The organism is Mesorhizobium sp. C120A (assembly GCF_030323105.1).
In the GTDB taxonomy this organism is placed as follows: domain Bacteria; phylum Pseudomonadota; class Alphaproteobacteria; order Rhizobiales; family Rhizobiaceae; genus Mesorhizobium.
This window is the reverse complement of the sequence record NZ_CP100476.1, coordinates 1,096,304-1,119,855: the sequence shown is the minus strand read 5'-3', so window position 1 is coordinate 1,119,855 and position 23,552 is coordinate 1,096,304. Positions and strand designations below refer to the sequence as shown.

At 63.6% G+C, this 23,552-nt stretch carries 19 protein-coding genes, 1 tRNA gene and 2 pseudogenes; 5 read left to right on the top strand and 17 right to left on the bottom strand.

Going from position 1 to position 23,552, the window contains the following annotated elements:
* Positions 1-72: 72 nt before the first annotated feature.
* From alr to rsfS, 7 genes and pseudogenes are all read right to left on the bottom strand, one after another.
* Positions 73-1,182 carry an alanine racemase gene (gene alr / locus NL532_RS05480; protein ID WP_031203235.1) on the bottom strand — a complete coding sequence of 370 codons (1,110 nt, stop codon included), beginning with the start codon at positions 1,180-1,182 and terminating at the stop codon, positions 73-75.
* A gap of 271 nt (positions 1,183-1,453) precedes the next feature.
* Positions 1,454-1,969: an RNA pyrophosphohydrolase gene (locus NL532_RS05475; protein WP_023829299.1), complete on the bottom strand. Its 516-nt coding sequence runs from the start codon at positions 1,967-1,969 to the stop codon at positions 1,454-1,456.
* Positions 1,970-1,971: 2 nt separating this feature from the next.
* A complete protein-coding gene (locus NL532_RS05470) occupies positions 1,972-3,153 on the bottom strand; it encodes a divergent polysaccharide deacetylase family protein (RefSeq protein ID WP_023829300.1) in 1,182 nt (393 codons plus the stop codon).
* Between the two features lie 183 nt (positions 3,154-3,336).
* A complete protein-coding gene (locus NL532_RS05465) occupies positions 3,337-4,662 on the bottom strand; it encodes a S41 family peptidase (protein WP_023668701.1) in 1,326 nt (441 codons plus the stop codon).
* Between the two features lies 1 nt (position 4,663).
* Positions 4,664-6,021, bottom strand: a pseudogene (locus NL532_RS05460) (murein hydrolase activator EnvC family protein).
* A 122-nt stretch (positions 6,022-6,143) separates the two neighbouring features.
* Positions 6,144-6,625: pseudogene (gene rlmH / locus NL532_RS05455) on the bottom strand (23S rRNA (pseudouridine(1915)-N(3))-methyltransferase RlmH).
* Between the two features lie 62 nt (positions 6,626-6,687).
* Positions 6,688-7,065, bottom strand: a complete 378-nt coding sequence (gene rsfS, locus NL532_RS05450; RefSeq protein ID WP_023668698.1) for a ribosome silencing factor — start codon at positions 7,063-7,065, stop codon at positions 6,688-6,690.
* A gap of 241 nt (positions 7,066-7,306) precedes the next feature.
* Between rsfS and NL532_RS05445 the strand changes: the two genes are divergently transcribed.
* Positions 7,307-8,161: a mechanosensitive ion channel family protein gene (locus tag NL532_RS05445; protein ID WP_023736854.1), complete on the top strand. Its 855-nt coding sequence runs from the start codon at positions 7,307-7,309 to the stop codon at positions 8,159-8,161.
* 15 nt (positions 8,162-8,176) lie between these two features.
* On the opposite strand, the gene NL532_RS05440 is transcribed toward NL532_RS05445, so the two are convergent.
* From NL532_RS05440 to obgE, 5 genes are all read right to left on the bottom strand, one after another.
* Positions 8,177-9,457, bottom strand: a complete 1,281-nt coding sequence (locus tag NL532_RS05440) for an MFS transporter (protein ID WP_023818237.1) — start codon at positions 9,455-9,457, stop codon at positions 8,177-8,179.
* 74 nt (positions 9,458-9,531) lie between these two features.
* Positions 9,532-10,119 carry a nicotinate-nucleotide adenylyltransferase gene (locus NL532_RS05435; protein ID WP_023815254.1) on the bottom strand — a complete coding sequence of 196 codons (588 nt, stop codon included), beginning with the start codon at positions 10,117-10,119 and terminating at the stop codon, positions 9,532-9,534.
* A 162-nt stretch (positions 10,120-10,281) separates the two neighbouring features.
* A complete protein-coding gene (locus tag NL532_RS05430) occupies positions 10,282-11,568 on the bottom strand; it encodes a glutamate-5-semialdehyde dehydrogenase (protein ID WP_286487937.1) in 1,287 nt (428 codons plus the stop codon).
* A gap of 3 nt (positions 11,569-11,571) precedes the next feature.
* Positions 11,572-12,750, bottom strand: coding sequence for a glutamate 5-kinase (gene proB, locus NL532_RS05425; RefSeq protein ID WP_023829303.1), 1,179 nt, complete (start codon positions 12,748-12,750; stop codon positions 11,572-11,574).
* A 2-nt stretch (positions 12,751-12,752) separates the two neighbouring features.
* Complete coding sequence (obgE, locus tag NL532_RS05420; protein WP_023668691.1) at positions 12,753-13,784, bottom strand: GTPase ObgE; 1,032 nt, start codon at positions 13,782-13,784, stop codon at positions 12,753-12,755.
* Between the two features lie 167 nt (positions 13,785-13,951).
* Between obgE and NL532_RS05415 the strand changes: the two genes are divergently transcribed.
* Positions 13,952-14,815, top strand: coding sequence for an endonuclease/exonuclease/phosphatase family protein (locus NL532_RS05415; protein WP_023829304.1), 864 nt, complete (start codon positions 13,952-13,954; stop codon positions 14,813-14,815).
* 192 nt (positions 14,816-15,007) lie between these two features.
* Here the strand turns inward: NL532_RS05415 and NL532_RS05410 are convergent, their stop codons facing one another.
* The 3 genes from NL532_RS05410 to NL532_RS05400 all read right to left on the bottom strand — a co-directional run bounded on the left by NL532_RS05410 (position 15,008) and on the right by NL532_RS05400 (position 16,803).
* Positions 15,008-15,595: a GNAT family N-acetyltransferase gene (locus tag NL532_RS05410; protein ID WP_023700237.1), complete on the bottom strand. Its 588-nt coding sequence runs from the start codon at positions 15,593-15,595 to the stop codon at positions 15,008-15,010.
* 131 nt (positions 15,596-15,726) lie between these two features.
* Complete coding sequence (rpmA, locus tag NL532_RS05405) at positions 15,727-15,996, bottom strand: 50S ribosomal protein L27 (protein WP_015315190.1); 270 nt, start codon at positions 15,994-15,996, stop codon at positions 15,727-15,729.
* Positions 15,997-16,095: 99 nt separating this feature from the next.
* Positions 16,096-16,803: a 50S ribosomal protein L21 gene (locus NL532_RS05400; protein WP_023693165.1), complete on the bottom strand. Its 708-nt coding sequence runs from the start codon at positions 16,801-16,803 to the stop codon at positions 16,096-16,098.
* Between the two features lie 369 nt (positions 16,804-17,172).
* Here NL532_RS05400 and NL532_RS05395 point away from each other — a divergent pair.
* Positions 17,173-17,262 (top strand) — tRNA-Ser (locus NL532_RS05395).
* A 140-nt stretch (positions 17,263-17,402) separates the two neighbouring features.
* Here the strand turns inward: NL532_RS05395 and NL532_RS05390 are convergent.
* Positions 17,403-19,382, bottom strand: a complete 1,980-nt coding sequence (locus NL532_RS05390) for a putative bifunctional diguanylate cyclase/phosphodiesterase (RefSeq protein WP_023829305.1) — start codon at positions 19,380-19,382, stop codon at positions 17,403-17,405.
* A 267-nt stretch (positions 19,383-19,649) separates the two neighbouring features.
* On the opposite strand from NL532_RS05390, the gene NL532_RS05385 reads away from it, so the two are divergent.
* Positions 19,650-20,696: a class I SAM-dependent methyltransferase gene (locus tag NL532_RS05385; protein WP_023829306.1), complete on the top strand. Its 1,047-nt coding sequence runs from the start codon at positions 19,650-19,652 to the stop codon at positions 20,694-20,696.
* 276 nt (positions 20,697-20,972) lie between these two features.
* Here NL532_RS05385 and NL532_RS05380 read toward each other — a convergent pair whose 3' ends face one another.
* Positions 20,973-21,866, bottom strand: coding sequence for an SDR family oxidoreductase (locus NL532_RS05380; protein WP_023755530.1), 894 nt, complete (start codon positions 21,864-21,866; stop codon positions 20,973-20,975).
* 127 nt (positions 21,867-21,993) lie between these two features.
* On the opposite strand from NL532_RS05380, the gene NL532_RS05375 reads away from it, so the two are divergent.
* The gene (locus NL532_RS05375) at positions 21,994-22,932 is read left to right on the top strand and encodes an AraC family transcriptional regulator (RefSeq protein WP_023693170.1); all 939 of its coding nucleotides are present in this window, start codon (positions 21,994-21,996) and stop codon (positions 22,930-22,932) included.
* Positions 22,933-23,552 lie beyond the last annotated feature (620 nt).

The window sequence follows — 23,552 nt, the reverse complement described above, 5'->3', positions numbered from 1 at the left end:
TTCCGTCAGAGGGCCGCCGCCTCCTGTCTGCCGGATTCTGCGGCGTCCGCCAAGGGGCGGCGTGTCGCGGCTCTATTCGTTGATATAGCGGCGGTGGAAGCGGGGGCCGAGACTGGTCAGGATTTCATAACCGATCGTGCCGGCATGACCGGCGGCGTCATCGACGCTCTGCGAGGGGCCCAGGAGTTCGACAAGGTCGCCCTCGCGCAGCCGGCCGGCCGGCAGGGCCGAGATGTCGAGGATGATCGAATCCATCGACACCCGCCCGACAAAGGGCAGTCGCACGCCGTCGAGCCAGGCAGCCGAAGCCGCGCGCCGGTGCCAGCCATCGGCATAGCCGAGCGAGATCGTGGCCGCGCGCAAGGGACCGCTGGCCAGAAACGCATGTCCGTAGCCGACGCCCGCGCCCTTATCGATGCCGCGTGTCTGGATGATCTTTGCCTCGAGCCGCACCACCGGCAGCATCGGGTTCGCCTCATCAGGCGTCGGATTGATGCCGTAGAGCGCAGCGCCCGGACGCGCGAGGTCGTACTGATAGCGCGGCCCAAGAAAGATGCCGGAGGAATTGTCGAGCGACGCCGGCGCCTTGGGCAGCATTTTGCGCAGCCGTTCGAACTCCCTGAGTTGCGCATCATTGGCCGCATTGGTCGGTTCGTCGGCGCGGGCCAGATGGCTCATGGCGAGGACGACATCGACGCCGGCGAAAGCATCGGCCGAAAGCGCCTCGACCTCTGCCGGCGCCATGCCCAGCCGCGACATGCCGCTGTCGACCTGGATGGCGGCCTTGAGCTTGCGGCCGGCCTTTTGGCCTGCCTCGCTCCACGCCTTCAGTTGCCCGGTGCTGTTGATGACGGGAACAAGGTCGGCGGCCACCGCTTCGGGTTCCGAGCCCGGCGGCAGGCCGTTCAGCACATGGATTTCCAGCTTCGGTCCGAGTGCGTCGCGCAGCGCGACACCCTCGGTGAGATGAGCGACAAAGAAGCTGTCGCAGCCTTCGGCAACCAGTGCCGCCGCCACTTGCCGCGCGCCGAGCCCGTAACCGTCGGCCTTGACGACGCCGGCGCAGCGTACGCCGCCGAGCTTTGCCTTGAGCCGCCGGTAATTCTCCCTGACCGCGCCGAGATCGATGGTGAGAATGGCGCCGGCCGCCGCTTCGCTGATCGTATCTTTGGCTTTATGCATTGCAGACCCGCTGAAGTCGGCGCTGCCCCTCATTGTCCTGCCGGATATTTCTCCCCGGCCCTATACGGGGAGTTGAGGAGCGGTCCGCGTAAAGCGGACGAAAAGCCAACTGCTTGGCTTTTCGAGTGACGAAAGTCGGCAGGCAGGTGAGGGGCAGCCCAGACGCTGCGCTAAGAGGCCATTGCCCGGCGTCGTTCATATGGGTCTCGTGGCTGCGGGTGTCGCGATCAATAAAGCACGAATCAGCTGCCGTGCGAACCGTCACATCCAGCTAGGCAAGATGACGGAACGCCGCCACCACATCCTCATAGACCTTGCGTTTGAACGGCACGATCAGATCGGGCAGGTCCTGCATTGGCCGCCATGCCCATTCATCGAATTCGGCGGTGTGGCCGCCCGGCGGCGGATTGATCTGGATCTCGCTGGTCCCGCCGTGAAAGCTGTAGGCGAACCATTTCTGCGTCTGGCCGCGATAACGCCCCTTGAGGGCTATGCCGACCAGATCGGGCGGCAGGTCGTAATGGATCCAGTGCGGCGCCTCGGCGAGCAGCGTGACCGAGCGCATGCCGGTCTCTTCATAGAGTTCGCGCCCGGCCGCCTGCAGCGGCTCCTCGCCCTCGTCGATGCCGCCTTGCGGCATCTGCCAGAGCTGCGTGGTGCCGGCGAATTCGCTGTCCGGCTCGGCGATGCGGTGCCCGACCCAGACCAGCCCGTCGCCATTGAGGATCATCAGCCCGACACAGGGGCGGTATGGCAGCGTCTCGGGGTCCACAGGTTTCTTCGTCATGATCAGCCTTTTTCCGGGTCGATGGCCACCGCCGAGATCGGCACGATCTCGATGCCGCGCTTTTTCGCTTCGACCGCCCAGGACGCCACGGTATCGACGGTGAGGTCGAAGGCCGAGCCGATGCCGACGGCGGAGCCTTTGGCGCGCGCGGTCGCTTCCAGCGCGTCGAGCTTTTTCAGGATGGCGCCGCGGTCCTGCACGGCGTCGATTGCCGTATCGCCGGCGACGAACGGCACACCGTCCTTCAAGGCGAGATCGGACGCCAGGCTCCGTGCGGACGAGCCGTCATCGACATAGGCAAGGCCGCGCTTGCCGAGTTCGGCCATGAACGGCCCCATCGCCGTCGCGTCGGCCGAAAAGCGAGCCCCCATATAGTTCATGACGCCGGTATAGTTGGTGGTCCGCGACAGCGCCCAGCGCAGATTCTTCAGATTCTCGTCCGGGCTTGCCGCCACTGTCAGCGTGTTGCGGCCAGGATTGACATTGGGATAGTCGAACGGTTCGAGCGGCACCTGCATGACCACTTCATGCCCGCTCTGCCGTGCCGCCTGCATCCACCGGCTAATGCTGTTGCCTTGCGGCGCAAAAGCCAGCGTCACTTCGGCCGGCAGCTTGGCGATCGCCGCCTGCGTGCCGGTCTGCGACACGGCAAGCCCGCCGATGACGATTGCCACGCGAGCGCCACGCGAACCCGACCACGGCCGCGCATAGACATCGAACGGCCGCCGGCCGTCAGCGGCGCGAACCGGCAACGGGCCGGTGTCGCTGGCCTCGATCAGCGCCCTGTCGGGGATATGCGCGATCTTCAGGTTCTGGCCGATCGTCGACGGGTCATGGATGACGATGGCTGCATTGGGCGGGCCGTCACCCTCCTGGGTTTGCACATGGATGATCTGCGGACCGCTGGCCTTGGGCGTTTCCGCCTTCGGCGCTGCCGCCGTCGCTTGAGCAGTGGGTGCTGCGGCCGCGGGCTCGGCCGCCGCCGTCACCTTTGGCGTCGAGACCGCGATTGCTTCCGTTTTGCGGAACGGCTTCTCGCGCAGCGCGATCGCGCCGGAGATGCCGACCGCGGCCAGCACGACCAGCGTCGCCGCGACGGCGCCAGCGCTGATCCCGCGCGACGCAGCACGCGGTCGGACGGTCTGTCCGAGCGGGCGTTCGATGTCCTTGCCGACGTCAGCCAAGCCGCATCCCCGGGCGCGTGATCAGCGAAATCTTTTCGCCATGCGCAGATCCAAAACTGACGGCGCGTCCCCTGCGCCTTTTGAGGCGCAGCGCCCAGCTGCCCCCGAATCAAACTGCCGGAACCTCACGGTCCCGGCAGCATTGCATCGCTTCGATTGGGCAGCCAGAGCTACCAGTCGATTTTATTGGTTAAGCACTGCCTTCTCCGGATTCGGCGGGAATGCCGGGTCGGTCTTCTGGCCGCGCAGCAGCTGTTCGGCATAGATCAGCTGCAGATCGTCCTTTGGATCCGGCGGCACATAGGCAGCCGAGCCCGAACCGGTATCGCTCTCGTCGGCGCCCTTGATGTGGCCCTTGAGGTCAGATTCACCGCGCGTCAGGTCCCTGCCCTGCAGTTCGGGCGGCAGCGGCTGGTCGACCTTGATGTCGGGCGTGATGCCCTTGCCCTGGATCGACTTGCCGGACGGCGTGTAATAGAGCGCCGTCGTCAGGCGCAGCGCGCCGTTCTCGCCAAGCGGGATGATGGTCTGCACCGAGCCCTTGCCGAAGGACTGCGTGCCGACCACTGTGGCGCGGCGCAGGTCCTGCAGCGCGCCGGCGACGATCTCGGAGGCGCTGGCCGAACCGCCATTGACGAGCACGATCAGCGGCTTGGCGCCGATGTCGTCGCCTGCCTTGGCGTCGAAGCGTGTGACGTCCTTCGGGTCGCGGCCGCGGGTCGAGACGATCTCGCCACGGTCGAGGAAGGCGTCGGACACGCTCACCGCCTGGTCGAGCAGGCCGCCCGGGTTGAGCCTGAGATCGAGCACATAGCCCTTGAGCTTGTCGTTCGGCACCTGCTTCTTGATGGTGTCGATGGCGTTCTCGAGGTCGTCATAGGTCTTTTCGGTGAAGGAGGTGATCTTCATGTAGCCGATGTCGTTCTCGACCCGGAACTTGACCGCCTTGACCTTGATGATGTCGCGCACCACCGTCAACTCGATCGGCTTGTCGGCGCCTTGGCGCAGGATGGTCAGCTTGATCGGCGTGTTGACCAGGCCGCGCATCTTTTCGACCGCATCGTTGAGCGTCAGGCCGCGAACCTCTTGGCCGTCGATCTTGGCGATATAGTCGCCGGCCAGCACGCCTGCCTTGGCAGCCGGGGTGTCGTCGATCGGCGTGATCACCTTGACCAGGTCGTTCTCCATGGTGACCTCGATGCCGAGGCCGCCGAACTCACCCTTGGTCTGCACGCGCATGTCCTGCGCCTGCTCGGCATTCATGTAGGAGGAGTGCGGATCGAGCGAGGTGAGCATGCCGTTGATGGCGTTTTCGACCAGCGACTTGTCGTCCGGCGGCGTCACATACTGCGCCCGCACGCGCTCGAAGATGTCGCCGAAGATCGCCAGTTGCTTGTAGGTCTCGGAGCCTGCAGCGTTCGCCGTCGAGCCGGGCGCGCCATAGACCAGGCTCATCGCTGACGCGCCCATCAGCGCACCGGCAATAAGAAGCGACAGTTTCCGCATCATTTCACGTCCTTCCAGAGAAGCGGTCCGCCCACCATGGGGTCGGATCGACGGGTTTCCATCCTTGCGGAACTCGACATAGAGTTCCGGCGTGGCATTTCCATTCTTCGAGGCCGAGGTGCTTGCCACCCGGGCCTCTCCCATCGCGCCGACCGGCTCTCCTGCGAGCACCGACTGGCCAGACGCGACGCTGATTCTGCTCATCCCCGCCAGGACGACATGATAGCCGTCTCCCGCATTGAGGATCAAGAGTTGACCATAGGAGCGAAAAGGCCCCGCATAAAGCACATTTCCGTCCGCCGGTGCCGTGACGATGGCTCCCGATTGTGTCGCAACCATGTCGCCAAGCATCACCGCGCCGTTACCGTCATCGGCCCCGAAACGCAGCTTGATCTTGCCGGTGACCGGCAGCGAGACTTGTCCCTGAAGTGCCGAAAACGGCGCGGCGGCGGTGAGGCGGTTGCCTTCCGGCACGGGCAGCGAAGCCAGCTCCGTCGACGCGGTTGTGCCTGCATCGGCGTTATCGGCGTCCGGCTTATCGCTGTCGGCCGCTTTCTGTTCGCCTGCCTTGACGGCATCCGCCGCCTTGCGGCTCTTGTCGGCTTCAAGCGAAGCGATCAGCTCTTTCAGGCTGCCGGCCTTGGCCGCAAGCGCCTGGGACCGCTGCTTTTCAGCGGCCATCGCCGTCCAGGTGTCCGCCTCGAGCTTCTGCTTGGCTTCGAGCAGCATGGAGAGGCGTTTCTTTTCCGCCGTCTGCTCGCCGACCGCCGCCGTCAGCCTCGTCCGCTCGGCCTCGATCGAGGCCGTCACCCGGGTCTGTTCCCTGAGGTCGGCCAGCAATTTGTCGGTCTGCTGGCGCAGTTCCGGCACCACTGCGCCGAGCAGGATGGCGCTGCGCACCGACGACAGCGCGTCTTCCGGCTTGACCAGGATCGCCGGCGGCGGATTGAGCCCCATGCGCTGCAGCGCCCCCAGCACCTCGGCCAGCACGTCGCGCCGCGCCGCCAGCGAGACACGGATCTTCTGTTCCTCGCCCTTCAGTCCTTCGAGCCTGGCGCCGATATCCTCGATGTCCTGGCCGAGCTTCTGCTCGGTCATAGCCGACTGGATAAGCGCCGCGGTGATCGAGGCATGGTCCTTCTTGACCGAAGCAATGTCGGCGGCGAGCTTGGCCAGCCGTTCGGACGACAGCGTGATCTCGGCCGACACCTTCTCATATTCGGCACGGCTCAGATCGGGGTCGGGCGCCACGTCCAGCGTATTTTCGGCCCGTGCAAGCCCGAGCGACAGCAAAACCACCGCCGCAGCGATGCCGCAGCGCGCGTGCCGGAAGCCCGTTCGTGATTTCCCGTTGTCAGCCATTGAAGCCCGACTCTATGCGTGGCTTCGTTAACGAACCATCAACCATGATCGAACCGAAGCCTAGCACAAAACAGCCGCGCATTGGGGCGGAAATCCGGACGATTGACCCTCGACCCACTGATTTACGAACGGTGGTAGGGATGTCCCGAAAGAATCGTTGCCGCCCGATAGAGCTGCTCGCCCAGCATGACACGCACCAGTTGGTGCGGCCAGGTCGCCGCGCCGAACGAGACCATCAGCTCAGCCTGATCGCGAACCGACTGGTCGTGCCCGTCGGCGCCGCCAATGGCGATGACCAACGCCTTGCGTCCGCCATCGCGCAACTGGCCGATACGGTTGGCGAAATCGTCTGAGGACAGGTTCTTGCCGCGTTCGTCGAGCAGGAACAGCGCCGTGCCCGGCTGCAACTGTGCCTGCAGCTTCTGGCCTTCCTCGCGGCGGCGCTCATTGGGGTTCTGGGCTCGTCCCTCGGCGATCTCGGCGACACCAGAGAATTCGAACCCGATCGCCGGGCCGCTCTTGGCGAAACGCTCGAAATAGCGGTCGGCGAGCTCTCTCTCGGGCCGGCCTTCATCCGGCCCACGGCATGAACTGCTATCTTCATCCCTGCCTCGGCGAGCTTTCAATCCATGTCGCACCCAGGATGGTTACGACATGAGACGGAGCTCAGTGCAAGGTCTCTTCCTCGAGGTCCGGCGCCTGCCACATCTTTTCAAGATTGTAGAATTCGCGGACTTCTGGGCGGAAGACATGGACGATGATGTCGCCTGAATCGATCAGGACCCAGTCGGCGCCGGACAGCCCCTCGACGCGCGCCGTGCCGAGACCGGCATCCTTGAGCGCCTTGAGCAGGTGGTCGGCGACAGCCGAGACATGACGGTGTGACCGGCCCGACGCGATGACCATATAGTCGCCGAGGCTCGATTTCCGCTGAATGTCGATTGAGACAATATTTTCGGCCTTGGAGTCTTCCAGACTGGCAAGGACTGTCTTGATGGCACGGGACACGGCGTCATCTACGCTGATCCTGGCCGGCGAAGGCATGATGTCAGCCTTCTTCCGCAATGCTGTTCTCAGTGTATTTCCTTTCGCAGCAAGAACAACCAAATCACCCACGAAATCAGGTGACACCCTATAGATAGGCAGAGTTCCCTTGCAGTTTCAAGACGGGAGGCCCTGCCACCGCGAACGCAGTGCACGACTTCCGGTTCCGGAGCCTTGAGAAAAATCGGAACCCATGGCCGCGGCAGGGGTTATCGACACACCCCCCAAACGGATTTTCCTGATGCCAATCGACCCCCAGAACACGCTGCTCACCGTGCAGGCTGGCCTTGCGCAACTCAGCACACTGATCGTTTCCTATTCCTTCTCCGCCATCGGCGCCATCATCCTGCTGGTCGTCGGCTATCTCGTCGCCGGGCTCGCAGAACGATCGATCTCAGCCGGCCTCGGCCATATCCATGGTTTCGACGCGACGCTGCGCCATTTCTTCTCGAAGATCGTGCGCTACGCCATCCTGATCCTGGTGGTCATCATGGTGCTCGGCCAGTTCGGCGTTCAGACGGCCTCGATCATCGCCGCCATCGGCGCCATCGGGCTGGCAATCGGCCTGGCGCTGCAAGGCACGCTGCAGAACATCGCCGCAGGCATCATGCTTCTGGCGCTCAGGCCATTCCGCATTGGCGAATATGTCGAGGTCGGCGCCATTTCCGGCACCGTCGAGGAAATCGGCCTGTTCGCCACCAAGCTCCGCACGACAGACGGCGTCTATGTGCTGGCGCCCAATTCGACGCTGTGGAACCAGCCGGTGCGCAATTTTACCCGCAACGGTGTGCGCCGCGGAGACATCACGCTGAGCATCGGCTCCTGGAACGACATCGACCTGGCGCAGAAAACCATGCTGGGCGTTGCCGGCGGCGAGCGCCGCGTCAAGCGAGAGCCGGCGCCGATCGCCTTCGTCGCCACGGTGGGCGATGCCAGCGTCGCCATCACCTTGCGCTACTGGACCACGGCGGCGGATTTCTTCGCCACCCAGATCGATCTCACCAAACGCGTCAAGCAGGCGTTCGACGCCGAAGCCATTTCGGTTCCCGCACCTCCGCCGGAGGCTCGACAGGAAACTGCCGCTACCAGGCAGTAGGAGCTGTGAAACCGTTCAGCGCTTATCTTCCGGGGCGTAGGCGAGCTCCACCGGCAGCGGCGCCTGCGCCGACATCGGCGCGAAACTGCTGGTCTCCGTAGCGGGGACGGCGCGCGTGGTGGCCACTCGCCACAGCACGAACAGGCAGAAGACAGTGGCGATGACGATGGCCACATAAATGAAGGCCTGCGTGCCATAGACAGCCGACAGGGCCGTCACGATACCCGGCACGATGAACCCCGACAGCGACCAGGCAAACAGCAACGAACTCGACAGCGCCACCATGTCGTCCTTGCCGGCGCGGTCGGCGGCATGCGCGCTGGCCAGCGAATAGATCGATTCCGAGGCGCCGTCCCAGACGATGTAGATCACCACGAGCACCATCAGCGCGCCGCCGTCGAAGCCGATGGCCAGAATACCGGCGACGATGGCCAGTGCCGCAGCGCCGGCCAGCACGTAACGGCGATCGGTACGGTCGGAAATCCAGCCGAGCGGTATCTGCAGGATCAGCGTGCCGACGGGCATCGCCGACAAAAGCAGCGCCACATCGGCCTGGCTATAGCCTTTGGCCGTGGCATGGATCGGTGCGAACCCGGCGATCGCCATCGACAGACCGCCGACGGCCAGCATGCCGGCCACGCCGACCGGCGAGATCCGCCAGGCGCGGCCAAGCGCCACGGAGGCTGCGCGAGGTGGCGGCGGTTGAGCCAACCGCGTCATGCCGACCGGCAGGATCGACACTGCGGTGAAGGCAATGCCGATCAGCGGCGCCTGCGCCGTCGCGATGTCGACCGCCGCCAGCAGGGCATAGCCGACGCCAAGTCCGGCGACATAGGCGACGTAAAACACCGCCATCACCCGGCCGCGAATGGCGTTTGCGACGGCATCGTTGAGCCAGCTCTGGGCGACGATGAACAGGCCGCATATGGCAAAACCGTAAAGCGCGCGCGCGGCGATCCACAGCAGCGGGTAGGTGCCGGCGCCAATGGCAGCATTGGACAGCGCAATCAACGCCGACAGCACCATGAAGGCCCGGGCATGCCCGACGCGGCGCACCAGCGGCCCGGTCAGGATGCAGCCGGCAAGGCCGCCGGCGGAAAGGCCGGTGATGATCAGCCCGGCCCAGGTCGGATCGAAGCGCTCGACCCCAAGCCGGACCGGGATATAGGCGAACATCAACCCATTCCCGACCGCAATCAGCGCCATCGACACGATTACGCTGGCAATGGCGATCACGGGCGCCGGCGGGGCGCCATGATTGGGGTCGATGTCGGTCTGGTTCACTGAAGTGGCCATATCCAGCGCAGCATCGCCCAGCCAATCGCGAAAGGCCGCCGTAAAAGCGACATCGGCGATCTGGTCTTACGGAGTTACCCCTTGGCTTGCTGGCGAATAGCACTCGATGACAGCGATGAGCGTGGGCCGTGGATGAAGGTCCAGGCCGGCGCCTTCATGCGGGCGAGCCGGGGCGCGTCACCCTCGTCGACGCGGGCATAGTCGAAGGTCTTGGCCACGACCGAGGACAGGAAGGACAGCGTCGCGCCCGGGCGGTCGATGACGGCGATCGGGAAGGTCATGACGATCTGGCGCCAGCGCTGCCAACGGTGGAAATCGCGGAGTGAGTCGGCGCCCATGATCCAGACGAAGTCGACGCCGGGATTGCGTGCCTTGACCAGCGCCAGCGTGTCGGCGGTGAAGCGAATATGATGCGCCGCCTCGAAGGCGGTGACCTTGATCTTCGGGTTCTTGGCGATCTGCTCCGACTGCAGCAGCCGGTCGCTCAGCGGCGCCAATTCCCTCGTGCTCTTCAGCGGATTGCCTGGAGTGACCATCCACCAGAGCTGGTCGAGCGCGAGGCGCCGCAAGGCAATTTCCGCCACCAGCGCATGGCCGGCATGCGGCGGGTTGAATGAGCCGCCGAACAGGCCGACGGCAAGGCCCTTTTCGGCATGCGGCATGCGGAGGTAGTGCGAGGAAAGAGGCGCCCCACCCTCCCCCTTGTGGGGAGGGTCGATCCGCGAAGCGGAGCGGGGTGGGGGGATTGCAGAATTCAGCGTCGTACCCCCACCCGGCTCGCTGCGCTCGCCACCCTCCCCACAAGGGGAGGGTAAGGCCAGCGCTCAAGGCCTCACCTGTCCCGACCCGCGCACGCGGTATTTGAACGAGGTCAGCTGTTCGACGCCAACCGGTCCGCGCGCATGCATCTTGCCGGTGGCGATGCCGATCTCGGCGCCCATGCCGAACTCGCCGCCATCGGCGAACTGGGTGGAGGCATTGTGCAGGAGAATCGCCGAGTCGATCTCGTTGAAGAAGCGCTGCACAGCCTCTGCATCCTCGGCGATGATCGCCTCGGTGTGATGTGAGGAGAACGTCTCGATATGGTCGATGGCACCGGCAATCCCGTCTACCAGCTTTACCGCGATGATGGCGTCGAGATATTCGGTCACCCAGTCGGCATCGGTCGCCGGCTTGGCGTCGAAGAACAGCTTCATCACTTCCTGATCGGCATGGATCTCGCAGCCGGCTGCGCGTAGCGCGTCGAGGATCGGCACCAGATGCGTGGAGGCCACCGCGCGGTCGACCAGCAAAGTCTCTGCAGCGCCACAGACACCGGTGCGCCGCATCTTGGCGTTGACGGCGATCCTGACCGCCATGTCAAGATCGGCCGAGCGGTCGATGTAGAGATGGCAGATGCCTTCAAGATGGGCAAAGACCGGCACCCGCGCCTCGCTCTGGACGCGCCCGACCAGGCTCTTGCCGCCCCGCGGAATGATGACGTCGAGATTGCCGGAAAGCCCTTTCAGCATCTCACCGACGGCGGCGCGGTCAGTGGTCGGCACCAGCTGGATGGCGTCTTCGGGCAGGCCGGCGGCCTTCAACCCCTCGACCAGGCAGGCATGGATGGTGGCGGATGAATTGAGCGAGTCCGAGCCGCCGCGCAGGATCACCGGATTGCCGGCCTTGAGGCAGAGTGCGCCGGCATCCGCCGTCACATTCGGCCGGCTTTCATAAATGACGCCGACAACGCCGAGCGGCGTGCGCACGCGCTCGATCTGCAGGCCGTTGGGGCGATCCCAGGCGGCAATCACATCGCCGACCGGGTCCCTGAGCCCGGCGATTTCACGGATGCCATCCGCCATGGCACGGGTGCGCGCCGGATCGAGCTTCAACCGGTCCATGAAGGAGCCGGACAAGCCCGATTCGTGTCCGTTAGAGACATCGATGGCGTTGGCATCGAGAATCTGCTGCTGGCGCGCGATGATCGCGTCGGCCATGGCGAGAAGTGCGGCATCCTTGGCGGCGGCGGTCGCAATCGCCAACGGTCGGGCGGCCGCGCGGGCGCGGCGGCCGATATCAGCCATCAGCGCGACGGTGTCATCCCCGGATTGTTCATGCAACTTCAGCATGTCTCATCCTCCGCTTACCTCGCCCCCGGCCCATACCTGGCCGGCAGCCCGTATCTGGTCACCCGGATCGCTCACCACCAGATCGTCGCGGTGGATCATCGCAGAGCGCGCCTCATAGCCGAGCACGGTTTCGATCTCGGCTGTCTTCAGGCCTGCGATCCTTACGGCATCGGCGGCATCGTAGGCAACCAGCCCGCGCGCGATCTCGCGTCCCTCGGGCGACAGGATCGCCACCGTGTCGCCACGCGAGAAATTGCCGCTGACCAGCCTGACGCCGGCCGGCAGCAGCGATTTGCCGGACAACAGCGCGCCGATGGCGCCGGCATCGACGGTGAGCCGCCCGGCCGGTTCGAGCTGGCCTGCGATCCAGCTCTTGTAGCCTTTCACCGGGTTGGGGCTTGGTTTGAAGAAGGTGGCGCGCTCGCCACGTTCGATCGCCATCAGCGGCGACAGCCTGGTGCCCGAGGTGATGATCATGGCGGTTCCGGCGGCGGTGGCGATCTTGCCGGCATCGAGCTTGGTGCGCATGCCGCCGCGCGACAGTTCGGAAGCGGCCGCCCCCGCCATTGCTTCGATATCGGGTGTAATGCGGTCGACCACCGGAATGAATTTCGCAGCGGGATCGCGCGCCGGCGGCGCCGTATAGAGCCCGTCAATGTCGGAGAGCAGCACCAGCAGGTCGGCGCCCATCATGGTCGCCACCCGGGCCGCCAGCCGGTCATTGTCGCCATAGCGGATTTCGGAGGTCGCCACCGTGTCGTTCTCATTGATGACCGGCACCGCCTTCATCTTGAGCAGCGTCGAGATCGTCGCGCGGGCATTCAGATAGCGACGGCGCTCTTCGGTGTCGCCCAGCGTCAGCAGGATCTGGCCCGATTTCAACGAGCCCTTGCCCAGCGCATCCGACCACGCGCCGGCCAGCGCGATCTGGCCGACGGCCGCAGCCGCCTGGCTTTCTTCCAGCTTCAATGCCCGTTTGCCGAGACCGAGAATGGTCCGGCCGAGCGCAATGGCGCCCGAGGACACGACCAGGATCTCGGCGCCACCATTGGCCAGCACCGCAATATCCTCGGCAAGCGAAGCCAGCCAGTCGCGCTTCAGGCCGCTGGTGCGGTCGACCAGCAAGGCCGAACCGATCTTGACCGTGATGCGCCGGTATTTTGTCAGCGACTGCGCCGTCATCGCTATCGGTCCCAGCGGGTCTCGACGGGAGCGGCAGCCCTGTCGCGCGCTTCGCCGACAACCGCCATCAGCGCGCGCAGCACCGCTTCGACGCCCTCGCCGGTGGCCGCCGACAGCAGCATCGGCGCGCGGCCGGCAGCGCGTTTGAGCGACGCAACCTTCTTCTTGCGCTCATCGGCATCTAGGATATCGACCTGGCTGAGCGCGACGATCTCGACCTTCTCGATCAGCCCATTGCCATAGGCGTCGAGCTCGGCGCGCACGGTCTTATAGGCTTTGCCCGGATTTTCCTCCTGCGCCGAAACCAGATGCAAAAGCACACGCGTGCGCTCGACATGGCCGAGGAACCGGTCGCCGATGCCGACACCCTCATGCGCGCCCTCGATGAGGCCCGGAATGTCGGCGATGACGAATTCGCGCGCATCGATGCGGGCAACGCCGAGACCTGGATGCAGCGTGGTGAAGGGGTAGTCGGCGATCTTTGGCTTGGCTGCGGTGACGGTTGCCAGAAAAGTCGACTTGCCGGCATTGGGCAGCCCGACCAGGCCGGCGTCGGCAATCAGCTTCAGCCGCAGCCAGACATTCATCTCTTCGCCGGGCTGGCCCGGATTGGCGCGGCGAGGGGCCTGGTTGGTCGAGGTCTTGAAATGCTGGTTGCCGAAACCGCCATTGCCGCCCTTGGCCAGCAGGAAGCGCTGGCCGACCACGGTCAGGTCGCAGATCAGCGTCTCATTGTCCTCGGCAAACACCTGGGTTCCGGCCGGCACCTTGAGCGTCACATCGGCGCCCTTGGCGCCGGTCATGTTGCGGCCCATGCCGTGGACACCGGTCTTGGCCTTGAAGTGCTGCTGGTAGCGATAGTCGATCAGCGTGTTCAGCCCATTGACCGCTTCCAGCCAGACATCGCCGCCGCGGCCACCGTCGCCGCCATCCGGGCCGCCGAACTCGATGAATTTTTCGCGCCGGAACGACACAGAGCCGGCGCCACCGTCGCCGGAGCGGATATAAACCTTGGCTTGATCGAGAAATTTCATTGGACTACGCAGTTTCTGTTGGCCTTGCGGCTTTGCTTTAGATCTTGCGCCTTGCTCTAAACCAAGGCGCGGCCAAGGGCGAGGCCGTTTTGCGACTAAAGCGCCGGATGCCCTTTTGCCGGGGACGCGGTAGCAGTGTTCGCGGACGGAGCTTGAGGGGCGCGGGAATGAAGGTTGTAAGCTACAACATCCAGTACGGTATCGGTCTGGATGGCCGCTACGATCTCGGCCGCATCGCCGCGGCGGTTCGCGGCGCCGATGTGATCGCGCTGCAGGAAGTGACCCGCAACAATCCGAGGAACGGCAACCGCGACATGGTCGCCGAGATCGGCGAGGCGCTGCCCGAATATTTTGCCGCCTACGGCAGCAATTTCGAGGTCAATGTCGGCTCGCGCCTGGAGGCCGGCCGCGCCGTCACCACCACTTTCCAGCTCGGCAACATGGTGCTGTCGAAGACGCCGATCCATCTGTCGCGCAATCTGCTTTTGCCGCGCAGCCGCAGCCTTGAGGCGATGAACTTCCAGCGCGGCGCACTCGAGGCGCTGGTCGAGACCCCGCTCGGCTTCATCCGCTTCTATTCCACGCATCTCGACCATCGCAGTCCGGTTGAACGCGCCAGCCAGATCCGTTTCCTGCGCCAGCGCCTGTTGAACTATGCCTTCGAGGGCGGCGGCCTCTCCGGCATTCCCGAGATCGGCCTGCCGGACCTGCCCTATCCCGAAGCCTTCATCGTCATGGGCGACTTCAACATGCTGCCCGGCTCGCCCGAATATGTCGAACTCGTCGGCCGCCCGGATCATGAATTCGGCATGCCCTTGACCGCCGATCTCGCCGTCGACGTCGCCCAGCGCCTGAACACACCAGACGTCGTCACCTGGGTCGATCCCACGCGACCCGAAGACACAAGCCGCCACAAGCGCATCGACTACATCTTTACCTCGGCCTCGCTCGCCGGATCGCTGAAGCGCCTGTGGGTCGACCCGCAAGCGGTCGGTTCGGACCATCTCCCGATTTGGGTCGAGATGGGCTGAGTTGAGCCCGATCCACAACCAACGTTTCCAAACCTGTCGTTTGGAGGCACGCGCTAGGTGTGTTGAGATTCAGGTCAGGCCGAGCCGAAAACACTGGTCTTCGAGAACCGGAGCGGAGTGTACTTAAGTACGTGCACCGGAAGCGCATAAAACCCGCGTTTGCAGGCCGGCCTCACCTGAATATCAAAACACCTAGAAATGCACCCAGTTTCGAAGACTGATCCAGGTCTTTCTGTCCAGCCGGTACCGCTCGACCGGCACCTGGCCGGCGACGATCGAGTTCAGCATGCCCTGGCCGGCATACTGGAAGCCGCATTTGTGGATGACCCGGCGCGAGGCCGGATTGATCACCCGCGTCGAAGCCTGCAGCACCTGGATCGAGGTCCGTTGGAAGGCGAGGTCGACCAACGCGTGCGCGGCCTCCGTCGCATAGCCGCGCTTCCAGTAGGGCTCGCCGATCCAGTAGCCGAGCTCCAGCCCGCGGTCGGTCATGTTGAGGCCGGCGCAGCCGACGAAAATGTCGGTACTGGCCAGCGTCAGCGCATAGGCGATGCCGGCCCGGCGCGATCTCGTCATAGCCAGGAAGGCGCGTGCCTCTGCCTCACCATAGGGGTGCGGCATGCGGGCCAGCATCTCGGCGACGTGACGGTTGTCGGCAAGCTCGACCAGTTGCGCGATGTCGGCTTCGCAGGGAGCGCGCATCACCAGCCGCTCCGTGGCCAGCACCGGGCAATCTATCGCGTAACTTTCGTCTTCGGTGTCTTCCGCTTCGGCAACCATTCGACGTCCTCCAGGCAAGAAAAAAGGGGAGATGGAAAACCCATCTCCCTGATCCTTTTCCTGGCTCCATTCACTGGTTTGGCCAGACACCGGTTCCCGAGATGGGCGCCGGTTTTATAGTGCGGAACCGGCTACTCCGCGGCTTTGGTAATCGGGTTGACCGATACGTAGGTTCGGCCGTTGGCTTTTTTGTTGAAGGTGACTGCGCCGGTCTCGAGCGCAAAAAGGGTGTGGTCCGTGCCCATGCCGACATTGACGCCGGGATGCCAGGTGGTGCCGCGTTGACGGATGATGATGTTGCCCGGGATGACGGCTTCGCCGCCGAACTTCTTCACGCCCAGACGCTTGGAATGCGAGTCGCGACCGTTGCGCGACGAGCCGCCAGCTTTCTTGTGTGCCATCTAACTAACTCCGATGCGCCCTGGGGCGCTTGAATGGTCTTATGAACGCGTTCGCGTTCCGTTTCAAGTCCGATCCGGCGACCTTGTCGCCGGATCGTTTTACTTCTTCGCCAGTTCCTTGGCCTGCTCGCGCCAGTCGTTGATCTGGTCGGTGCTGAAGGGCATGTGCGCGTCGATCTTGGCCACGTCCTTGTCCGACAGCTTGGCAAGCTGGGCGAAGGTGGTGATGCCCTGCTCGTGCAGCTGGCCGGCGGCAACCGGGCCGATGCCCTTGATCACGGCCAAATCGTCCGGCTCGCCCTTCGGCGCCTTGAACAGCGGCGCGGCGACGGCGGTCTCCGTCTTGGCTTCATCCTTCGGAGCAGCCTCGGCTTTGGCTTCCTTCTTCGCCTTGGCTTCCTTCGGCGCGGCCTCGGCCTTCGCCTCGGGCGCTACGTCAGCCTTGACTTCCTTGGCTTCCACCTTGGCTGAGGCCTTCTTGGAAGGCTTGGCGCCACCCAGCAGGATCTCGGCGATCCGCACGGTGGTCAGAAGCTGGCGGTGGCCGATCTTGCGGCGCGAATTCTGCCGGCGGCGCTTCTTGAAAGCGATGACGGTGCGGTTCTTGCCCTGCTCGACGACTTCCGCCGTGACCAGAGCGCCATCGACGAACGGGGCGCCGAAGGTGACATTTTCGCCTTCGCCATGGGCGAGGACGCTGCCGATTTCGACGATATCGCCGACATTGGCTTCGAGCTTCTCGATCTTCAGGAGATCGTTGGCGGCAACGCGATACTGCTTACCGCCCGTTTTAATGACTGCGAACATTTTTTGCCTTTCGCTGTTCGGTCGGCCTCGATGAGCCGCGTCACGCGGTTCGGCCGTCTTTTTGTCAGTCTGCGGGTTCGAAAAACAAGCGGCGTGGAAGAACCCTCCACGCCGATTGCGCGCTTCCCCTAACCGAAGGTTCGGTACGAGTCAAGGCAAACGGGCGGAATCCTTGGCCACGCCGCCTCCTTGCCGCCCCCGATCCCTCCGGTCGAGGACCGGTTAGCCCCATCTGCCGACGTGGCCGCAACGCAGCCCTCCCGGCAGAGCCCGCACAGGAAGCTGAATTCCCCCGCGGATTTGGCCTTGTAACCTGCCCGCCCAGCCGTTATCTAGTGCGCCGCGCCGGCAACGGCCGACCATGACCGCGGAGAGGTGGCAGAGTGGTCGAATGCACCGCACTCGAAATGCGGCATGGGTGCAAGCCCATCGGGGGTTCGAATCCCTCCCTCTCCGCCACCCTACGCCCTGCGGGCTTCGGGTGGCAGGCCACCCGGAACCGCATCTGGGCGTAGGAGTGTCGCCCGAAGCTACGAAGTAGCGTAGGGGGACCGGAACGAAGCAGGATGCCCTCCGAAGCTTCAGCGAAGGGGCTGCCGCTAGGCAACGAGGCCTTGCCTCATTTGGTTTACCTCTTCGATCGGGACTGGATGCCCGGTGAGGAAGCCCTGCATCAAATTTACCCCCAGGCGCTGCAGCAATATGTACTGCTCTTCGGTTTCGACGCCCTCGGCGAGCACGACATGGCCGAGATTGCGAAGCAGTCCGACCATGTCCCGCAACAGGCTCAAGCCGCGAGAGGTCTGGCAATCGTGGAGGAAGCTGCGATCGATCTTGACCACGTCGAATTTGAACCGGCGCAGCCATGTAAGGCCGGCAAATCCCGTTCCGAAATCGTCCAGCCAGATCTGAACGCCGAGTTTTCGCAGCCGCTCCACGTTTCTTACCGCTTGCGCCTCCAGAAAGATGTCACTGCCTTCGGTGATTTCGATGGCCAGTTTCTGGGGCGCAAGGCCGTGCCTGCCAAGGATCTCGGTGATCCGGAGTGAAAAGTTGGGAGCCTTGAGCTGAAGAACGGAGACGTTCACCGTCACGACCGAGCCCAATCCGTATTCCGCCATGTCACCGCAGGCTCGATCGATCAGCCACGTACCCAGTTCCACGATCGCTCCGGTCTGCTCGGCAACGGGTATGAACACGGACGGACTGATCATGGTGCCGTCGAAGTCGCATACACGCATCAGACTCTCGTGCCCCAGCACGCGGCCCGACGCCAGCTCGCGAATTGGCTGGTAGGCGACAGAAACGAGCTGGTTGGAAACTGCCACCTTCAGCAGTTCTGAAAGATTTTCGCCGGAGCGATCCTGGCTGGTGGCGTGCGGGTCGTAAATCGTGAACGTAGCCCGACCGGCAAACTTGGACGCGTAGAGCGCGCGGTCAGCTTCCTGCAGCAGGATTCTAAGCTCTATGCTCTGATCGGCGCGCGTCAACGACGCCCCGGCACTGATCGTTACGATGTTGAGCTTGTCGCCCCGATCAGGGTGGTAGATATCCAAATCCTCTACAGCGCGACAGAATTTCTTCGTTATCTCATGAAGGTGAGCCCGCCCGGTGACCTTGCAGAGAATGACGAATTCTTCTCCGCCATAGCGGGCCGCGATGGCGTTGTTGGCAGCCGCCATCTCGGAGAGGACATGGGCGAGTTTGATCAGGCAATCGTCGCCGGCCTGATGACCAAGTCCGTCATTGAACCTTTTGAAGTAGTCGACGTCGATCAGAATGAGCCCTATCTCGTCGTCGTCCGCGGCCCAGTCTTCGCGCAGCTCCGAGAATTCTCGAATGATCGCCCTGCGGTTCTTCATTCCCGTGAGCGGATCGGTGTCGGCGATTTCGGTTAGCTTTTGCCCCTTCTTGATAGCAGCCTGCTCCTGGAATTGTGCCCGAAGCGCGTGCAGGAAGGTCTGGTAACGCTCCAGGCTCAGCCGCCAGGAAAGATAAAGCGACAAGACGAGGCAGTTCACGAAATAGGCCGACAACACGACCCGACCGGCGATGTCGGCCTGAAGGGAGAACATCGCGGCGTACACAAAGCTTGCGGCGACCGTCGCGGAGGCAAGGGCTGAAAGCCAAAAACGGAAGTTGAAGAACAGATTCGCACCCAGGATGAACACGGTGCCAAAAACCATGAAATGGGAGAGGGCATCCTGATGCTCTGTTCCAACAGCGGAGACGAGCCACCCAAGGGCACCGGAGACAATCGCCAGCGCTGCTACAAGGTGCAAGGTGGCAAGGGCAAAGCCCCGTCGGGCGACAAATTCGACAAGCGCCAGGGAAGTGATCCCTAGCGTAACGCGCGTCAAAACAAGCCGGCCGGCGATATCCGGAAAAAGAAACCAATCGAAAAGGCCATAGGCCACATAGCTGAATACAGCAGCCGCAATACCCCATCGCACAAGACTGCGATTCTCATCGGCATCCTTCTGCAGGAACAGTGCCAGCAGTTCCGGATCGGCGGAATGCCACCGCGGACGTCCAATCGCTGCCGCCACCTTCTGGGCAACGTCCTCGCTCAGTTGCATCGCAACGCTCCTCCGCGATCTGCAGTAGCGAATGCAACAGCCGACGTCGCCTGCGGTCGGGGAATGAAGACGCCCCTGTCCGCAGGAAAAGTCAGATGTCGCTAACCGAGGGTAAACGGGTGGTTCGGATTTAGCCAGTTTTGCAGAATTGATGGCCGCTCCATCGACTAAAATTTTATTAAAATTTTATTAAAATTGTTAGCATTGGTTGGCGGCGCACCTATGCTGCTGACCGGGGACCGGGGCGGTAACCGGAGAGTAAACGGCATGCCTATCAAGCCAAAACTGCAGCTCGACCAATACAGCCTGGTCACCACCAGGCTGATGAAGAAACATGTTGCGACCTCCGAAGAGGCAGCTGACTCCGACGAGTTGAGGGACAGCACGGCCCAGCTCGCCCTGATACTGGACCTTGCTCATCAAGCCTTTGCGCGACACAAACCGGCCGCCCCCATTGTCCATCGTTTGGCGGGGCGACTCCACAAGCTCCGCCGGCAGGTTGCTCCCGCGGTTTGGCAGAAACTCGTTCCTTTGGCTCAGCAGCATCGGGTTGCGGAATATTTGCTCCAGGACCCGTTCACGCGGTGGTCGGTCGAAAAACCGCGCGGGTATTCGGGCGATGCAGGCCTGCTGGATATTTACTACAAGCATCCGATCGCCGACGAGATCGTGGCCTCGTCGACCTTACTTGGTCGGCAAATCTATGCGTACACCAGTGAAGCTGCCAGTTCGGTGGCGGGGCGCGAGCGGCGGGATATTCTGGCCAGGACCGTGGAAGAGACAGCCAGCAGTGTGGAAAAGGCTGAGGTGCTGGCGATTGCATGCGGCCACCTCAGGGAAGCCGAACGCTCCGACGCGTTGGCCAGGCATAAACTGCAACGTTGGATCGGCCTGGATCAGGACCCCGTCAGCGTAGCCACGGTGAACCACGACTTTGCCGGCACGGCAGTCGAGGCAGTCCAGGGTTCCGTACGCGGCATCCTGCGCCGCGCCTACGCCCTTGGCACATTCGATCTCGTCTACGCATCGGGGCTTTACGATTACCTGCCGCGTGCCATCGGCGTCCGCCTGCTTCAAAGAGCCATGGAACTAGTCAAGCCCGGTGGCGAATTCCTGTTTGCCAATTTCAGCGACGAGATAACGACGGATGGTTACATGGAGACTTTCATGGATTGGCCGCTCATCCTACGTTCGGCCGACGATATGTGGGACATCATCAATGCCGCCCTCGGCGGGAGTCCTTTCGACGCGAAAGTCTACTATGGCTCGAACCGGAATATCGTTTACGGCAAGGTGAGGAAGGGCGATCTCTAACTAGGCGCGGGAATCGCGCGCGCATCCCCGTAACAAGGTAGGTCTGCCATGACGAGGCCATGCCTTCGCCGGCTTTCCGGCGACGGGCGAGCAGGTCGTCCGGGCTGCGGGCGGCCTACGCCGTGTTCGTTCTGCTTGCCGCCATACAGATGTGGCGGCGGTTCCAGCAGCACGACGGTGCTGCCCGCTCGGCGGGCTGTGTCTGGCCGTGTTGCTGGCACTGCCGCTGATCGCCAGGCTGTCGGTCGTGCAATGCAACGCGACTGGCCGGCCTGATCAGGCCTCGAAATAGCGGGCAGGATCGAGATCGGCGATGAGCCCCGGCCCGGTCGGCTGCCATCCCAGCGCAGTGCGGGTCTGCTCACTTGACGCCGACAAGTCCCTGCCGATGAAATGCCCGAGAAAGCCGAAATGCGCAGCCGCGTCCTCGGGGCCTATGGAAACGACCGGCAGGCCGAGCCGGCGGCCGATGATCTCGGCGATCTCTTTGCTCGCCACGCCCTGTTCGGCAACCGCATGATAGCTGACGCCGCCCGCCCCCTTCTCCAGCGCCAGCCTGTACAGGGTGGCGGCGTCGAACCGGTGCACCGCCGCCCAGCGATTTGCGCCGTCGCCGACATAGGCCGAGACGCCCTTTTCACGCGCAATGGCAATCAGCATCGGCACGAAACCGTGATCGCCCTCGCCATGGACGGTCGGCGCCAGCCGCACCGTCGATGCGCGCACCCCGCGCGCTGCGAGCGCCACGGCCGTTGCTTCCGAAGCGCGCGGCATGGCGGCCGATGGAGGCGCGGGTTTGTCGTCTTCGGTTGCCGGCCTTCCCTGCGCAAAACCGGCGAGGCCGGAGGTGACAAGCAGCGGCCGCTCGGAACCCTCGAGCGCCGCGCCGAGCGTTTCGATGGCGCGCTGGTCAACTGCGCAACTGGCGGCGAATCTCGAAAAGTCGTGGTTGAAGGCCGTGTGGATGACGCCATCCGATTGGGCAGCGCCGCTGCGCAGGCTCTCGAAATCCTCGATATCGCCGCGATGCGCCTCGGCGCCCGCGGCCACGATCGACTCCGCACCTGCTTCCGACCGCGCGAGGCCAAGCACCTGATGGCCCGCCCCGAGCAATTCCCGCACAACAGCCGAACCGACAAAACCGGTAGCCCCGGTAACGAACACACGCATGATCATTTCTCCTTGGTTTTCGGCGAAGGCCGTACAGGCAGCCTGTTGCCGAAGGAGATAGAAGGTTGCGATCATACGATCTATACTGTAAAATCCGAGATATCTTCGCAATCGTCCGAGAACGCTCATGGATCCGCTGTCAGACGTGCTGTCGCTACTGAAGCCGCGCAATTACCTGTCGGCTGGGCTGGAAACCGGTGGCGACTGGGCGATCCAGTTCCCTGACCAGCAGGCCGCCATCAAATGCGGCGCCGTGGTGTCCGGCCGATGCTGGCTGTCGGTCGAGGGCGTCCCTGACGCGGTGCGGCTGGACGTGGGCGACTGCTTCCTGTTGCCGCGCGGCCGGCCTTTCCGCCTTGCCAGCGATCTCGGCCTGCCGACGGTCGATGCGCGAACGATCTTTTCACCGGCGCGGACCGGCGGCATCACCGTCCATAATGGCGGCGGCGATTTCCTCCTGGTCAGCAGTCGCTTCACGCTGTCCGGCGACCATGCCGGCATCCTCTTGCGGATGCTGCCGCCCATCGTCCACATCCGCGGCGAGAGCGACCATTCGGCGCTTCGCTGGCCGGTGGAGCGGATGATGCAGGAATTGCGCCAGCGGCGTCCCGGCGGCTTTCTCATCGTCGAGCACCTCGCCCACATGATCCTGATCGAGGCCTTGCGCCTGCATATGACCGCGCAAGGCAATGTCGGCTGGCTGTTCGCACTTACCGACAGGCAGATCGGCGCGGCGATCGGCGCCATGCACGAGGACCCGGCGCATGGCTGGACATTGCAGCAACTGGCGGAGCGCGCGGGCATGTCGCGATCGACTTTTGCGCTCAGATTCAAGCAGACGGTCGGGGCCTCACCCCTGGATTATCTGACGCGCTGGCGCATGATGCTGGCCGGCGACAGGCTGATGCATTCCGGCGATCCGGTTTCCGTCATCGCGCTGGCGCTCGGCTACGAATCCGAAAGCGCCTTCAGCACGGCATTCAAGCGCGTCATGGGCTGTTCGCCGCGGCAGTACAGCCGCCGGGAGCCGGACCTGACTGCGCAGGCCGAACGCGAAGCCGCCTGAGGCGGCGATCCGATCGCCTTGATCACCTTGCCCTTAAAGGCTGAAGCGCGAACGAAACTCGGTGAACGACATCGCCAGATGGTTCTCGTCCACATGGCCGGTGATTCCGTCCACACTGCGCGAGTCGAGTTGTAGCGGGCGAGCCAGAGCGGACAATTGCCGAAGCCGCTCGGATTTCCCAGCGCGCTTCGACCGCTGCGGCCCTTCTGCTCAGATCGATCCCTTGCTTGCTCCATGGCATGCGCTTGACAATCGACTGATTCGCAACCCTTCGGGAATATAAGTATTTCAGTTAACTTAGGGATAATCGGCAGCAGGAACTAGATTTCAGACGCTCAATTGGCACGAGCAAAATCGCGTTTTTCATGCTTTCAGAATGACTTGCTCGCGTGCTGGCGGTTAACCGGCACCAACTTCTCCGATTTCCTTGCCTCTACGGCTGGGTAGCGCAATAGGGTTAATTGCGCGATTGCTAATATGCCTATATCTTAGGCGGCGCGGGGGGGCCTCATATCTTCCCGCAGTGGCCGGTGCGGTGAAGCCCCACAAGCATGCCCAACCTGCACCGGCCATTCCCTATGGCTGGGTATGGTGTTCCCGCTCGGCAATCTTTTCCAAGA

Coding starts and splice junctions, on each gene's coding strand:
- alr (WP_031203235.1), bottom strand. CDS start 1,182: ATGCATAAAGCCAAAGATACGATCAGCGAAGCGGCGGCCGGCGCCATT.
- NL532_RS05475 (WP_023829299.1), bottom strand. CDS start 1,969: ATGACGAAGAAACCTGTGGACCCCGAGACGCTGCCATACCGCCCCTGT.
- NL532_RS05465 (WP_023668701.1), bottom strand. CDS start 4,662: ATGATGCGGAAACTGTCGCTTCTTATTGCCGGTGCGCTGATGGGCGCG.
- rsfS (WP_023668698.1), bottom strand. CDS start 7,065: ATGCCTTCGCCGGCCAGGATCAGCGTAGATGACGCCGTGTCCCGTGCC.
- NL532_RS05445 (WP_023736854.1), top strand. CDS start 7,307: ATGCCAATCGACCCCCAGAACACGCTGCTCACCGTGCAGGCTGGCCTT.
- NL532_RS05440 (WP_023818237.1), bottom strand. CDS start 9,457: ATGGCCACTTCAGTGAACCAGACCGACATCGACCCCAATCATGGCGCC.
- NL532_RS05435 (WP_023815254.1), bottom strand. CDS start 10,119: ATGCCGCATGCCGAAAAGGGCCTTGCCGTCGGCCTGTTCGGCGGCTCA.
- NL532_RS05430 (WP_286487937.1), bottom strand. CDS start 11,568: ATGCTGAAGTTGCATGAACAATCCGGGGATGACACCGTCGCGCTGATG.
- proB (WP_023829303.1), bottom strand. CDS start 12,750: ATGACGGCGCAGTCGCTGACAAAATACCGGCGCATCACGGTCAAGATC.
- obgE (WP_023668691.1), bottom strand. CDS start 13,784: ATGAAATTTCTCGATCAAGCCAAGGTTTATATCCGCTCCGGCGACGGT.
- NL532_RS05415 (WP_023829304.1), top strand. CDS start 13,952: ATGAAGGTTGTAAGCTACAACATCCAGTACGGTATCGGTCTGGATGGC.
- NL532_RS05410 (WP_023700237.1), bottom strand. CDS start 15,595: ATGGTTGCCGAAGCGGAAGACACCGAAGACGAAAGTTACGCGATAGAT.
- rpmA (WP_015315190.1), bottom strand. CDS start 15,996: ATGGCACACAAGAAAGCTGGCGGCTCGTCGCGCAACGGTCGCGACTCG.
- NL532_RS05400 (WP_023693165.1), bottom strand. CDS start 16,803: ATGTTCGCAGTCATTAAAACGGGCGGTAAGCAGTATCGCGTTGCCGCC.
- NL532_RS05390 (WP_023829305.1), bottom strand. CDS start 19,382: ATGCAACTGAGCGAGGACGTTGCCCAGAAGGTGGCGGCAGCGATTGGA.
- NL532_RS05385 (WP_023829306.1), top strand. CDS start 19,650: ATGCCTATCAAGCCAAAACTGCAGCTCGACCAATACAGCCTGGTCACC.
- NL532_RS05380 (WP_023755530.1), bottom strand. CDS start 21,866: ATGCGTGTGTTCGTTACCGGGGCTACCGGTTTTGTCGGTTCGGCTGTT.
- NL532_RS05375 (WP_023693170.1), top strand. CDS start 21,994: ATGGATCCGCTGTCAGACGTGCTGTCGCTACTGAAGCCGCGCAATTAC.